The 11512-nt window shown below is 72.7% G+C and carries 12 protein-coding genes and 1 pseudogene; 8 read left to right on the forward strand and 5 right to left on the reverse strand.

The window, feature by feature from the left end; all coding sequences use genetic code 11:
• The 4 genes and pseudogenes from ACIQVZ_RS41430 to ACIQVZ_RS41445 form a co-directional block, all read left to right on the forward strand.
• A pseudogene (locus tag ACIQVZ_RS41430) lies at positions 1 to 201 on the forward strand (NmrA family transcriptional regulator); the annotation flags it as partial.
• A gap of 84 nt (positions 202 to 285) precedes the next feature.
• Positions 286 to 945, forward strand: coding sequence for a hemerythrin domain-containing protein (locus tag ACIQVZ_RS41435; protein ID WP_350887687.1), 660 nt, complete (start codon positions 286 to 288; stop codon positions 943 to 945).
• A 182-nt stretch (positions 946 to 1127) separates the two neighbouring features.
• Positions 1128 to 1736: an anthrone oxygenase family protein gene (locus tag ACIQVZ_RS41440; RefSeq protein WP_350887689.1), complete on the forward strand. Its 609-nt coding sequence runs from the start codon at positions 1128 to 1130 to the stop codon at positions 1734 to 1736.
• Between the two features lie 317 nt (positions 1737 to 2053).
• Positions 2054 to 2413, forward strand: coding sequence for a hypothetical protein (locus ACIQVZ_RS41445; protein ID WP_402458061.1), 360 nt, complete (start codon positions 2054 to 2056; stop codon positions 2411 to 2413).
• A gap of 236 nt (positions 2414 to 2649) precedes the next feature.
• On the opposite strand, the gene ACIQVZ_RS41450 is transcribed toward ACIQVZ_RS41445, so the two are convergent.
• Positions 2650 to 4011 carry a M64 family metallopeptidase gene (locus ACIQVZ_RS41450; RefSeq protein ID WP_350887693.1) on the reverse strand — a complete coding sequence of 454 codons (1362 nt, stop codon included), beginning with the start codon at positions 4009 to 4011 and terminating at the stop codon, positions 2650 to 2652.
• A gap of 102 nt (positions 4012 to 4113) precedes the next feature.
• The gene (locus tag ACIQVZ_RS41455) at positions 4114 to 4815 is read right to left on the reverse strand and encodes a hypothetical protein (protein ID WP_402458065.1); all 702 of its coding nucleotides are present in this window, start codon (positions 4813 to 4815) and stop codon (positions 4114 to 4116) included.
• A gap of 425 nt (positions 4816 to 5240) precedes the next feature.
• Here ACIQVZ_RS41455 and ACIQVZ_RS41460 point away from each other — a divergent pair, with 425 nt between their 5' ends.
• A complete protein-coding gene (locus ACIQVZ_RS41460; RefSeq protein WP_350887699.1) occupies positions 5241 to 5582 on the forward strand; it encodes a hypothetical protein in 342 nt (113 codons plus the stop codon).
• A gap of 142 nt (positions 5583 to 5724) precedes the next feature.
• On the opposite strand, the gene ACIQVZ_RS41465 is transcribed toward ACIQVZ_RS41460, so the two are convergent.
• Positions 5725 to 6915, reverse strand: coding sequence for a cytochrome P450 (locus ACIQVZ_RS41465; RefSeq protein ID WP_402458068.1), 1191 nt, complete (start codon positions 6913 to 6915; stop codon positions 5725 to 5727).
• Positions 6916 to 7097: 182 nt separating this feature from the next.
• Here ACIQVZ_RS41465 and ACIQVZ_RS41470 point away from each other — a divergent pair, with 182 nt between their 5' ends.
• The 3 genes from ACIQVZ_RS41470 to ACIQVZ_RS41480 all read left to right on the forward strand — a co-directional run bounded on the left by ACIQVZ_RS41470 (position 7098) and on the right by ACIQVZ_RS41480 (position 9772).
• Positions 7098 to 7772 (forward strand): helix-turn-helix domain-containing protein, encoded by a 675-nt coding sequence (locus tag ACIQVZ_RS41470; RefSeq protein WP_402458071.1) that lies wholly within the window; start codon positions 7098 to 7100, stop codon positions 7770 to 7772.
• Between the two features lie 107 nt (positions 7773 to 7879).
• Positions 7880 to 8719, forward strand: a complete 840-nt coding sequence (locus ACIQVZ_RS41475) for an SAM-dependent methyltransferase (RefSeq protein ID WP_402458074.1) — start codon at positions 7880 to 7882, stop codon at positions 8717 to 8719.
• Between the two features lie 318 nt (positions 8720 to 9037).
• Positions 9038 to 9772 carry an MBL fold metallo-hydrolase gene (locus ACIQVZ_RS41480; protein ID WP_402458077.1) on the forward strand — a complete coding sequence of 245 codons (735 nt, stop codon included), beginning with the start codon at positions 9038 to 9040 and terminating at the stop codon, positions 9770 to 9772.
• Positions 9773 to 9845: 73 nt separating this feature from the next.
• On the opposite strand, the gene ACIQVZ_RS41485 is transcribed toward ACIQVZ_RS41480, so the two are convergent.
• Positions 9846 to 10508: a 4'-phosphopantetheinyl transferase gene (locus tag ACIQVZ_RS41485; RefSeq protein ID WP_402458080.1), complete on the reverse strand. Its 663-nt coding sequence runs from the start codon at positions 10506 to 10508 to the stop codon at positions 9846 to 9848.
• Positions 10505 to 11395, reverse strand: a complete 891-nt coding sequence (locus ACIQVZ_RS41490) for an alpha/beta fold hydrolase (RefSeq protein WP_402458083.1) — start codon at positions 11393 to 11395, stop codon at positions 10505 to 10507. Before ACIQVZ_RS41490 ends, ACIQVZ_RS41485 begins: the two co-directional genes overlap by 4 nt.
• Positions 11396 to 11512 lie beyond the last annotated feature (117 nt).

An 11512-nucleotide genomic window follows, 5' to 3' on the forward strand; every position in this document is an offset into this window, starting at 1 on the left:
GAGGCGGTGTCGGAGGCGGCGTACCGGGGGGTGTTGGAGGAGGCGGGTCTGCCGGGGGACTTCGCGGAGTTGTTCTCGGTGATCCTGGACGGTCGCAACGCTTCGTTGGGGGACGGGGTGCGGCGGGCGTTGGGGCGTGAGCCGCGGGACTTCGCCGACTTCGCCCGCGAGGCCGCCGCCTCGGGCGTGTGGAACGTGTGATCCGGCCCGCCGGTGGCGGCCCGAACAGGCCGCCGCCGCACGGGCGTCGGTCGTGTATCCGGACATAACAGTGGAGGTTTGGCCATGTCGGACGGCAAGCAGGTCTGGTCGAGCGAGCGGGGCGTGGGCGCGCTGCCCGGGCACATCCGGGGCTTCGGGCTGATGCACGTGGCGATGCGCCGGGACGCCGCGCGGCTGAGCGCGGCCGCCGCCCGGGGTTCGTCCGCGGGCGGCTGGGGCCCCGCGGCGGCCCTGGCGGACTGGTTCGGCCGGCTGCGGGCCGTCATCGACTGGCACCACCACAGCGAGGACGAGATCCTCTGGCCCTTCCTGCGCGAGCGGCTGGCCGGCTTCGACGGCGGCGGCATCCTGGAGCAGGACCACGAAGCGCTCGACCGGACGATGCGCCGGGTCGCGGACGTGCTGTCCGCCCGCCGGATCGCCGAACTGCCCGAGGCCGCGGCGGGGTTCGAGAACCTGATCCGCGAGCACCTGGGGCACGAGGAGCCGGTGGTGTTCCCGGCGATCGCGGGCCTGCCGGTGGACGAGTACCTGCGGGTGGAGCGGCGGATCATCCAGAGCGCGCCGGGGCAGGTCATGACGTACCTGCAGCCGTGGATGTTCGACGGCGCGGACGCGGCGTCCGTGCGGGCCGTGTCGGCCACCATCCCGGGCCCGGTGCGGCTGATCGGGCGCACGGTGCTGGAGCGCCGGTACCGGCGCACCCTGAACCCGGTTCTGTGACCGCAGGCCCCTTCCGAACTCCCCCCGGCACTCTCCGGTGCTGCAAGTGCCCTGGCGCGTAGCGGGGTTCCGGTTGTCGCGGTTCCGTTGCGGGTGGCACCGCACGGTGGGTGGTGTCGTTCGTTCCGCTGTTCGCCGGCGCCGCGCCCTGCGGGGCCGGGAGAGTGAAAAGGGGTCCTGTGATGCGTTCGGATCAGAGGTCGGCACCGGTGTCGTACGCCGTCCCGTCGGCCGTCGGCGGTGTGCGGCCGGGGAGTTCACCGCTCGGCGGAACCGCCGGGCAGAGCCGTGCCGCCGGGCCCGTCCTCGCGGGCGCCACCATCGCGATGGGCCTGATGGCGGGCCTGTTCTTCGCCTTCGACGTGTCGGTGATGCCCGGCCTCGCGGCCGGGGACGACCGGACGTACGTCACGGCGATGCAGCACATCAACTCGTCGATCGAGAACGGGATGTTCGGCCTGGTCTTCGTCGGGGCCTTCGCCGCCACCGGCGTGGCGGCCTGGCTCCAGCACAAGGCCGGCCGGCGCCGGGCGGCACTGTGGGCGGCCGGGGCGACGGTGCTGTACGTGGTGGCGCTGATGGTCACGATGGGCGTCAACATCCCGCTCAACAACGAGCTGGCGGCGGCCGGCGACCCGTCCCAGATCCACGACTTCGCGGGCGTGCGCGCCAAGTTCGAGGGCACCTGGGTCGCTGCCAACATGCTCCGCACACTGCTCTGCACGGCGGGCCTGGCGGCCCTGAGCCGCTCGCTGGTCCTGCACGGCCGGTTCAGCCGCCTGGGCCGCTGAGCGGCCCGGCCGCGCGCCATAGGGCTGCGCGGCCGCGGGGATGCCCGTCCGCCTCGTGCGGGCGGGCGTTCGTGCGTTCCGGGTGCGGCGCTCCTGCTGCTGCGGGGCTGGTGGAGGGGCGCCCGAGTGCGCCGGGGCGTGCGCCGGTGCGCCGGGCCAGTGCTGTCGGTCAAGTCGCCTGGGACGTCATGGACTTGGCGATCCGGGGGCTATGGGTGGAGCATGGGCGGGCCCGGTCGTTGCGGCGCGCTTGCGCCGCTGCCGGGCCGTACGGTGGTCGGCGTGTCCGGTGGGCTGGAGAGGGGGCGGGGTCTGTGGTGGCGGTGGTACGTCCGTACCTGATCCGGGGGAGAGCGGTTCCCCTGGCCAGATATCTGGCGGAGGAGGACATCGAGGGTCTGGTGGCGTGCTCGTGCATCGGGAACGAGGTCACGATCGACCTCGCGGACACCCGGATCCTGGTGACCCTGGCCGACGTGGCCGGGGCGGTGCGACTGAACTTCGACATGGTCCAGGACGGTCCGGCCAAGGCGCGTTCCTGGTCCCGGCGCCTGCCGGGCGACGCGGGGCCGGGCGAACTCGCGGCGCGGATAGCCGTGGACGTGCGGACGCTGGCCCGCGAACTGGCCCCGCTGCGGCGCAACCCCCCGCGTAGGCCGGGAGAGGGCGGGCGGTAGGCGCGGACGACAGGCCCCGGGCCCGGCACACCGTGCTGCCGGGCCCGGGGCCTTAGGCCCTGTCCGGTCGATCTTGGCGGATCAGCCCGCGGCGTTGGGCGCCCGGCTGGGCGTGCGCCCGGATCGTCCTCGTACTGGGCGTACTTGGGCGATTCGGGCGTGCGTCCAGGCGGGATGCCCGGCGTCGTGGGCCCGGCAAGATCGGCCGGACAGGGCCTAGCCGTGGTGGACGCGCGTCAGAGCGTCACCAGCCAGGACAGGCTGCCGGTCAGGTGCTCGCGCAGCGCCGGGTCGATCACCGCCGGGGTGGGGTCGGTGGCGACGGCCGTGAGCAGGTGCGGCCGGGAGCGGGGTCCGCCCGGGTGGAGGGCGGCGAGGTTGGGCGCGGTGCGCCCGCGCTGCCCGGTCAGCTCGCGCCCGTCCAGGAACCAGCGCAGCCGGGTGCCCGGGACGGGCAGGTCGACGGTGAGGCGGCTGGCGGCGGTGAGCCGGGTGTCGGTGGAGACGGGGCTCGTCAGCGGGGTCGCGTGGCGGTAGAAGCCGGCGATCATCGCCTCCCGTCCGGGCAGGTTGAACTCCCGCCCGAGCGAGCGCATGATCGAGTTGTCGGTCGGTCGGTAGAGCCCCGTCGGGTAGTAGCCGCCGCCCTCGTAGGCGCCGACCGTCCCGCCGTCGGGCGACGTCCGGCCGAGCCAGCGGGACCACTTGGTGCCCTGGGCGCGCATCCGGTCGGCGGTCAGCGTGCTGATGTTGGCCTCGGCCGGCTCCGCGCCCTGGTAGGTGCCCTGGCCGTCGTACGCGTACTCGTCGGCGAGCTTGCCCAGCGAGTGCCCGGTCTCGTGCACCGCGATCTGCCCGGACTTCGCGTTGCCGCCCGCCACGGTGGCGATGCCCTCGTAGCCGAGCGGGGACTTCACGTCGTTGTAGCCCGCGCCGCCGTACTTGGTGCTGTTGGCCACCACGATCACCAGGTCCGCCTGCGGGGCCTTGGCCGCGTAGCGCTCGACCGCCTTCTCGTCCACGCAGAGCAGCCGCTCCACCCCGTCGCACCAGAAGTACGAGCCCAGCGCGGTGTGCCGGACGGTCGTCTGGTCCGGATCCCCGGAGACGCCCGACTCGGGCGAAACGGCCGACACCGCCCAGACGTTGAACAGGTTGCGGTAGGTGGCGTACGGCTCGACGGCGGTGATCTCGCGCCACTTCTCGGCCGCGTCGCTGCGGAACTTCTCCTGTTCCTGCGCCGCGTAGCCGTCGCCGATGACCACCACGTCGAGCTTGGCGGCCGGATCGCCGTTGCGCACCAGCGCGGTGACGTCGCCGTCGTCCCGGAGCGGGGCCACGCCCTGGGCGCGGGAGCCGGCCGTGTACGGGGAGCCGCCGGGGACGAGGGCCCGGGAGATGCCACCGTCCTCGCCGAACACCTCGACGGGGTGCCGGCCGTCCGCCGGAGCGGCTATGGGGGCGTCGCCCGTCGTCGTCCCGGGCGGGGCTCCGGGTGCGGCGAGCGCGGGGGCGCCGCCGAGGAGGGCCGCGGCCAGGGCGGCGGTGAGGAGGGTCGCGGCGGTTCTGGTCCTGCGGCTCCTGGTACTGCTGGGCATGGGTGGTCTCCCCGGTGGTGGCGTGAACGGGAGGTGGCAGCCTATTTCCCATGTTGAGAACCTGACAACCTGTGAGCGGCATTCCGGATCCGCTTCGGGCCACTACTCCGCGGACATTCCGCTGACGACGGAGACCGCGAGCAGCCAGGCCAGGACGGCCAGGACCACGGTCACGGGCAGCGGCCAGTCCATCAGGAGGAGCATGGCGGCACCCACCAGCGTGGTGACCGCCACGGGTACGGACATCCCGGCCGGGATCCACCAGGAGCGCACGTTCGGCCCGAGCAGGCCGCCCGCGATCAGGGCCGTGCCCGCGCCGACCAGCAGCGCCAGCTTCATGATGGCCAGCCACAGGGTGTGCGGATTGCGGGCCCGGTGCCCCTGGTAGTCGACCTCGACCACCTGGCCCCTCCAGACCGTCAGGTTCACGACCGTGTCGGTCCGCACGTCGTCGTAGAACGCCTCCCCGACGTCGTAGGCGCCGGTCGGAGCCTTCTCGCGGGCCACGGTCAGGGTGTACGAGGTCGAGTCGCCGTCCCGCTGCACCGTCCTCTTCGTCACCCGCCCGCTCTCCCGCAGCGTGCAGTCCACCCCGGGCCCGATCGCCGGAGCGCCGCAGACCGGGGCGCCGCGGTACGCCCACCCCTCGTGGTACGCGTCGACGAACCGCGCGAACCCGAGGCCGACCGCGGACAGGCCGAGCAGCACGAGCAGGGCCTGCACCACGCCCCGCAGCCTCAGTGCGGTGACCCGCCCGCGCGGCCGGGCGTCCTGCGGGCCCGGCCGCTTGCCGAACAGCGTCATCGGACTCCCCCTTGGCTGGACGTCGGTCGCCATGCGGGCCGACGCCCCGGCACGCCGCGGGCGGCTCCGGGGGCGGCACGGACTTGGATGATGCCAGGCACGCGTGCGGGGCGGGAGGAACCTGACGCCGCTGTAACGGACTTGTGCCATGCCGGGGTGCGGACGGTACGCCGGTGCCCGGGTGTTTTCGGCCGTTCCGGGCGCCGGCGGACCACCTCGGCCGCCCCATCGGCGGTGCCCCGTCGCAGGAATTCGTGATCGACGGGCCAAGAGGCCTGACCAGGCCGGGACAGGCGCATTTTCCGCCGTCATATGCTCGCGGATCCGACCGCTCCCTAAAGTCACCGCAGACAGGGCGCCGGGCTGCTCTCCGAGTCGCCGCCCGGCGCCCCCACGCGCACCACCGACCCCGAGGACGGACAGCTGTGAACAACCGGACCAGGAACAGGATCGCGGGCAGCCTCGCGGCGTTCGCCACGGCCACGGCGCTGGGCCTCGCCGCGGCCCCGGCCGCACAGGCGCAGACCACCTCCCCGGACGCGCTGCAGAGCATCAACTGCAGCACCGGCACGTTCGGGAGCGACGGCACCCAGCAGTACTTCAACATCTCCTGCTCGGGCACCGGAACCACCAAGTGGTGGGTCAACGTGAGCTGTTCCGACAGCTCCACCCACACCGTGGGCCCGTACACCACCTTCCTGAACGTGCGCGTCTACTGCCCGCCGAACACCACCGCCCTGAGCGGCTGGGTGAGCTACACCCCCTGAACCCGGTGGCGCCGACGGCCCGGCACACCCTCCGTGGGTGTGCCGGGCCGCGCGACGTGTCGGGCTCCTCCGTCCGGGCGGGTCCCCCGGTCCCGACCCGGACCCCGGCCCTGGCCCCGACCTCGCCCGGGCCGGTTCCCGGTCACGCGTCCCAGGTGACCGGGAGGCTCTTCACCCCGTAGATGTCCGCGGTCTCCGGCCGCAGGCCGACCTCCTCCGCCGGTACGGCCAGGCGCAGCGTGGGGAAGCGTTTGACCAGCGCGGAGAGCGCGACGCTCAGCTCGACGCGGGCCAGCTGCTGCCCCAGGCACTGGTGGACGCCGTGGCCGAAGGCCAGGTGCCCGGCGTACTGCCGACGGAAGTCGAGCACGTGGGGATCGGCGAAGCGCTCGGGGTCGCGGTTGGTAGTGCTGTACGACAGGATGACCGTCGTGCCGGCCTTGATGCTCTGGCCGCCCAACTCGACGTCCTCCAGCGCCGTCCTCATGAACGACTTGGCGACGCTCAGGTACCGCAGCAGTTCCTCGACGGCCCGGCCGGTGAGCGTGGGGTCGGAGCGCAGGTCGGCCAGCTGCGCCGGGTTCTGCAGCAGGGCGAAGGTGCCCAGCGCCAGCATGTTCGTGGTGGTGTCGAGCCCGGCCGCCAGCAGGATCAGGCTGACGCCCTTCAGCTCCTCATCGGTGAGGTCGCTGTCCATGAGATCGCTGAGCACGTCGTCGGTGGGGTTCGCGCGCTTGGCGGCCACCAGCTCCGCGAGGTACCGCTGGGTCGCGGTGTAGGCCGCGATCAGCTCCTCGTCGCTCGTCTCCCCGTTCATGAACGAGTCGATCTGCTCCTGGAAGGAGCCGCGGTCCTCGTACGGCACGCCCAGCAGCTCGCAGATCACGATGGCGGGGATGGGCTTGGCGAACGCGGTCACCAGGTCCGCCGACGGCCCGGCCGCCTCCATGGCGTCCAGGCACTCGGCGGTGATCTGCTCGATGCGCTCGGCGAGCAGTCGCATCCGCCGCACGGTGAACTTGCCCACCAGCGGCTTCCGGTAGCGCCCGTGCTGCGGGTCGTCCATGAGGAGGAACTCGCCGGGCGGCGGCGGAGGAATCTCGAAGTCGCCCACGTTGATGAGCTCCTTGCGCGAGCTGAACCGCGGGTCGGCCAGGACCGACCTGACCAGCTCGTACCCGGTGACCAGCCAACCGGCCGCCCCGCCGGGGTGGGTGTAGCGGCTGATCGGGCCGTGCCGTCGGGCGTCGGTCAGCTCGGCCGGCGGGTCGAAGGGGCAGCCGGGCGGGCGCGCCGTCGGCAGCGTGGTGACGGTGTGGACGGATTCACCCATGACCGTTCCTCATCTCGCGCAAATGCGTCTTCGGGACTATTCGAAAGCTACGTTGCATTCACCATGGTCGCAATGAGCGATGGGAGTTTTCCCAGTACAGCAGCGGTAAATTGATGCAATGACGCTGGAGTCGAATGCAATGCCGCATTGCAATGAATGAATGCGAAGGCAATACTGGCGGCATGCCAGGAGGACGACTGACCCAGCAGGACCGCCAGCGCATCGCGGCCGGACTCGCCGACGGGCTGTCCTACGCCGAGATCGCCAGGCGGCTCGACCGGCCGACGTCGACGATCGGCCGTGAGATCGGGCGCAACGGCGGCCCCAGCGGCTACCGGCCCGAACAGGCGCACCGGGCGACGGTCCAGCGCGCGCGGCGCGGCACCCCGGTGCCGCCGCCCGCGGACGGGCCCTCGGACAGCCCGACGGGAGAGGAGATCATCGAGATGGCGGTCAGGACGGGGCTGCCGAGGATGACGGCGCGCGTGCACGTCGACCTGCTGCTGTCCGAGGACGGCAGGCGCACCGCGGCCGAGCTGACCCGCAGGCTCAACGTCAGTGCGGCCTCCGTCTCCGTGGCCGTGAACTACCTGGTCCAGCACGGATACGTCCGGCGCGAACGCGACCCGCAGCGGCGTCGCGACATCTACGTGGTCGACGACGAGGCCTGGTACCACTCGATCATGATCGGCTCGCGGGAGACGCTCGGGACGGCGGGGATCGCGATGACGGCCGCGGCGGAGTTCGGGCCCGACAGCCCCGTGGGGCAGCGGCTGGCCAGGGGCGGGACGTTCCTGGAACGCGTCATCCGGGACATGATGGATTCCGCCGACCGCTGGCGCCACCTGTTGACGTGAGCTCGTGGCGTTGCATCAAGTCGCTTTCCCCGCAGGCCAGGTGACTGCCCGGACCTGTGAGGGGATCGCCGGAGCGGCCGACTCGCCGCCGGGGTAGATTCCCGGGCATGACGACCACCGACCCGCTGAGCCCGGTCTCCCGCACGGCCCTGTCCGTCGCGCTGGTGCGCGCCTACGAGAGCTCCCGCCCCGAACCGCTCTTCACCGACCCCTACGCCGCCGCCTTCGTCACCGCCTCCGGCATGCCGATGCCCACCTCGGGACCGGCGAGCGGCCTCGCCAGAGGCCTGGTGGTCCACGGCATCCTGCGGACCCGCTTCTACGACGACCGCCTGCTCGCCGCCGGCGCGGACCAGGTCGTCCTGCTCGCGGCAGGCCTGGACGCCCGCGCCTACCGGCTCGACTGGCCGGCCGGCACCCGCCTCTTCGAACTCGACCTCGCGCCCGTCCTGACCTTCAAACAGCAGGTCCTGGACGAACTCGGCGCCGACCCGGCCGGCGAACGCACCACGCTGCCCGGCGACCTGCTGGACCCGGACTGGCCGCGCCGCCTCGTCGAAGCCGGCCTCGACCCGGAGCGGCCCACCGCCTGGCTGGCCGAAGGGCTGCTGGTCTACCTCACCGCCGACCAGGCGGCCGGCCTGCTCACCGCCGTCGGCACCCTCTCCGCCCCGGGCAGCCGACTGCTGATCGAAAAGGGCCGGGACGTGACCAGCACCCCGCAGGACCCGACCCTCGCCCACATCACCGACCTGTGGCAGGGCGGCCTCGGCCCCCAGACCCACGAGTGGCTCGACGCCCACGGCTGGAACACCCGGCTCACCCTGCTCGACGAGGTCGCCGCCGCGTACGGCCGCCCCTTCCCGCCCGGCTCGGGCCCGAGCACCACCGGCTTCATCGAAGCGGTGCGCACCGGCGACAACGGCCCGGTCGGCCCCATCCGTTGAGGGCGGGCGCCCAAGCGGGGTAGGCGAGGGCGGCGGCGACGAGCGTGAGCGTGCGTGCCATTCCATGGGCCGGGGCTCCCTGTCCCTCGGCCTCCTCTGACCGGATCCGTCAGCTGCCGCCTCGTCCCCGCGTCCCTTCATCCCCTCGTCCCCGCGTCGGCCTCGCCCCTCCGCCATGTCGGGGGAGAGCGGGGCGGGCCCGGGCGCTTGAGAGTCCTTCAAAGGCCAGGGCGCCGCATCATTCGCCGTCCTCCACGGCCGGCTCCATGGCGAAGCCCGTCAGAGGTACCTCGCCAGCACCCGTGAGAGTATCGACCGGTGCGCAGACTGACGGTACTGGGGACATGTGGGGCCTGGCCCGAGGCCGGCCGGGGCGCCAGCGGCTTCCTGCTGGAGTACGACGGGTTCCGCCTCGCGCTGGACCTCGGCTACGCAACCCTCCCGCGGCTGCTGGACCACTGCGCCGCCGAGGACCTGGACGCCGTCGTGATCACCCACGAACACCCCGACCACTGTGCCGACCTCAGCGCGCTCAGTCGCGCCCGCTACTTCGCGCAACAGCGGGGCCCCCGCCTCCCGCTGTACTGCACCCCCGGAGTGATCGGACGGGTCCAGGCCATGGAACCGACCGAAGACCTGCACGACGTCTTCGACGTCCACCCGCTCCCGGCGAGCCACCGGGTCGGGCCGCTCCGGCTCGACACCGAACTCCTCCCGCACCACGTCCCCCACGCCGGAATCCGGCTCAGCGCACCGGGCCTGGTCCTGGCTTACAGCGGCGACGCGGGACCGGACCCTGCCCTCGCCCGACTGGCCGCGGCAGCAGACCTGTTCATCGCCGGAGCCACCCTCCAGGGCCGGGCGGAGGACGCCGACCCGCACCTGCTGAGCGCCGCCGAAGCGGGCACCTGGGCGGCCCGGGCCGGGGCCAGGCGGCTGCTCCTCACCCACTTCTGGCCCGGCAGCGACCGGGCGCTCTCGGTGGCCGACGCGCGGGCCGGGTTCCGCGGAGAGATCATCGCGGCCGACGAGGGAATGGCGCTCGCCCTGTAGGCCCGCTGATGGCCGGTTCGCGGTGCTGGGGGGCTGGGGTGCTGCGGTGCTGGGGTGCTGCGGCGCTGCGCGCTCAACCGGTCGTGGTCCCGTGCGGGATGGCGAGGGTTGTGAGGAGGATGGCACCGGTGGTGCTCCAGCGGCCGTGGCAGGGACCGGGCAGGTGGGGGTGGTGGGCGGTGAAGGTGCGGTCGGGCTGGAGGCGCACGGTGATGCCGGCCAGGCCGGTCCATCGTCGGGTGATCGGGTAGCAGGCCTTGTAGGTGGCCTCCTTGGCGCTGAAGAGCAGTCGATCCCAGGGGACTTGGCCGTGAGGCAGCCGGTCGAGCCGGTGACGCTCGTCCTCGGAAGCGGTGAGAACGAGGACCCCGTCGGGGAGCGGCAGAGCAGGCTCGGCGTCGATCCCGAGCGAGATGACATCGGCCGCGTGCGCCGCAGCGCAAGCGGTGTAACCGTCGCAGTGAGTGATGCTCCCGACGGTCCCCGACGGCCACTCGGGTGCCCCGCCCGGCCCCGGGAGCAGCGGGACCGGAGGGTGGCCGAGCTGGGCGAGAGCACGGCGGGCGAGCGTACGGGCGGCGGTGAACTGCCGCTGCCTGCGGGGCGATCGGCCACTGATGTGGGCGCGCTCCGCAGGAAGGAGCGCGCCCTGGGGCGGCGGCCCGAAGGCCTCGGTGCAGTGGACGGTTGGCGGCAGGAGCCTGCCCAGCTCGGTGGTGAGGGAGGAGGTGGTCACCGCTGCGAAGCGAGTGTGAGCTGGTGGATCTGGCGGGCGAGTTGGTGAGGGGCTTCGAGCGGGAGGATGTGGCCGGCGTCGGAGAGGGTGTCGACGGTGGTGTTGGGGAGATGGGTCTGGAGGGTGCGGATGTGGGTCAGGCCGACGGAGGTGTCGTGGGTGCCACGGAGGATCGTGGTGGGGGTGGTGACGTTCCGGAGGTGGGGGGTGTGGTCCATGGTGCTGGTGGAGGCGAAGGCGGTGAGACGGGTGTGGGGGTTGGTGTTGGCGAAGAGTCGGCGGTTGGTCTCCTGGGTGTGAGCAGGGGTGTTCGGGTGGAGGGTCTTCTTGAGGAGCTGGCGGCCGAGCCGGGGGTTCTTGAGGGCGCGCTGGAAGGCCTTCGTCTTCATGATGCGGAGCTCGCCCGGAGGGGTCTGCTGGTCGTCGGCGGCGCTCGCGGCGAGGAGGAGGCCGACGAGGCGCTGGGGCGCGGTCCGGGGGTCGTCGGCGTAGAGCTGGGTGGCGTAGGCGAGCGCGGCGTAACCGCCGCCTGAGTGGCCGGCGATGACGACGGGTCGGTGAGGGGCGAGGGCGTCGGCGACGGTGGCGAGGTCGTGCCCGAGCTGCTGGATGGTGAGGGCCTTGTCGCCAAGGGTGCTGGTGCCGTGGCCGCGCTGGTCGTAGGCGACGACGGTGTGGCCCTGGGCGGCGAGCAACTGGGCGGTGGCGTGCCAGACGGTGTGGGTGGCGCCCCAGCCGTGGGCGAGGACGATCAGGGGTGTGCTGGTGGGGGTCGTGACGTCGCGCGGGTCGATGTGGGCGGGGTGGTGGATGGCGACGGTGAGGCGGGCGCCGTCGGGGGTGGTGGTGGTGAGGTCGGTGATGGCGATGTCAGTGGTGGTGGTCACGAGGTGCTCCTGTCTGTGCCTGTGTTGGTTTGTGTGAGTTGGTGGTTGAGGTTGGTGAGGGCGTTGTGGGTGGCTTTGGTGTGTTGGTTGGGGATGGTGTGTTTGGGGAGGAGGGTG

Source organism: Kitasatospora sp. NPDC098663 (assembly GCF_044760075.1).
Classification (GTDB): Bacteria; Actinomycetota; Actinomycetes; order Streptomycetales; family Streptomycetaceae; genus Kitasatospora.